This window comes from Auritidibacter ignavus, assembly GCF_003703835.1.
Classification (GTDB): domain Bacteria; phylum Actinomycetota; class Actinomycetes; order Actinomycetales; family Micrococcaceae; genus Auritidibacter; species Auritidibacter ignavus.
In genome coordinates this window covers 1-1,398 of the sequence record NZ_RDQR01000045.1, presented here as the reverse complement: position 1 = coordinate 1,398, position 1,398 = coordinate 1, and the positions used below count along the sequence as shown (strand labels likewise).

The following is a 1,398-nucleotide window of genomic DNA, read 5'->3' as shown; positions in this document are numbered from 1 at the left end:
CGTAGTGCCTCATGTCAAACTGAGCGCGAAGGGTAAGTCGTGCCTCACAGATCGTGAGCGCGAGAGGTCGCGTGGCTGCAGTGTCGTGCCTCAGCTAGTTTGAGCGCGAAAACTTGGGTTAGCTGGCTTTGGTGCGGATGCCGGTGGTGCGGCGTTTTTGCCGGGCCTGGTGCTTGCTGTCGAGGTCGGCGGCGATGGTGAGGGTTTTGTCTTTGGCCAGGTTGATCAGCCGGTCTTGGTAGGTCAGGATTTGGCGGGTCAGCTGGGCTGGATTGATCCTGCGGTAGATGGCCGCTAGCTCTTCTTGTTGGGCGGTGGAGAGGATCCCGGCATCCAGCAGCCGGTGGTAGGGAGTCTTGGGTTTGTCATAGAGGCGTTTGCGCCGCCCGCTGGCGTCTTGGGTCCAGCCGGTGGGTTTTTTGGTGGCGGTGAAGTAGTTGAGTTTCAAACCCACCACCTGCCATAGGGCCGCCAGGATGGCGCGTTGATCTGCGGTGTCGTACCGGTAGTGAAACCCAAATTTTCGCACGGCGTGGTTGTTTTTGGATTCCACGGTGGCTTGATCATTTTTTTGATACGGCCGGCCCCGGGTGAAAAAGATCAACCGGTCAGCAGCCCAGTGCATGACTTCGTGGTTGATGAACTCTGACCCGTTGTCACAATCTAAGCCCGCGATCCCATAGGGGATGGCGGCTGCGGCCCGGTCCAATCCTGCCAGGATGTGCACTTGGGCGTTATTACGGAGCACTTCTAGGTGCACCCACCCGGTGCGCACATCAGTCATGGTTAGGGTGCGGGCGAATTCGCCTTGCAGGGTTGGCCCGCAATGGGCCACCGTGTCGGTTTCGAAAAACCCTGGTTCGTCTTCGACCTCATCGCCGGCTTGTCGCACCGTAATCGAGTTGCGCAACAAGGCCCCAGGCTTGGTCGTAGCGATGCCTTTGAGGCGTAACCGGTCGCGTTCGGCCTTGAGATACCGGTCAATCGTGGCGGCACTCATGGCCACCAGCTGGGCACGCACCGTGGGGTTATACCCGGAGCGGCCAAACGCCAACTCATCGTGGGCTTCTAACGCGTCTAACCAGTCTTCCATCACCGGTTTCATGTATTTGCCCGAGGGCATGCCCATCAACCGCCACACCCGGATCAACTGCTTTTTCGCATTCGCCGAATACTTCGTGGGTTTATGCTTTCGACGGTCAATGCGCACCACGTTTTTGACCCCGATGGTCTGCGACGTCAGATACCGCCTGGCCGTGGACCGGCCCAACCCAGTGGAAGCACAAAACTGATCTAAAATCGCTGACTTCTCCGCCTTGGACCCCGTGCGATAATCCCTACGTAATTGCTTGGTGACTTCAATCCGAGCACTCATCGAGACAATGTCCTTATCCATGC

At 58.1% G+C, this 1,398-nt stretch carries 1 protein-coding gene; it reads right to left on the bottom strand.

What is annotated here, in order from left to right:
• Nucleotides 1–118: 118 nt before the first annotated feature.
• Nucleotides 119–1,398 (bottom strand): integrase catalytic domain-containing protein (locus DYI20_RS12090; protein WP_221040963.1); only part of this gene is annotated, 1,280 nt, incomplete at its 5' end.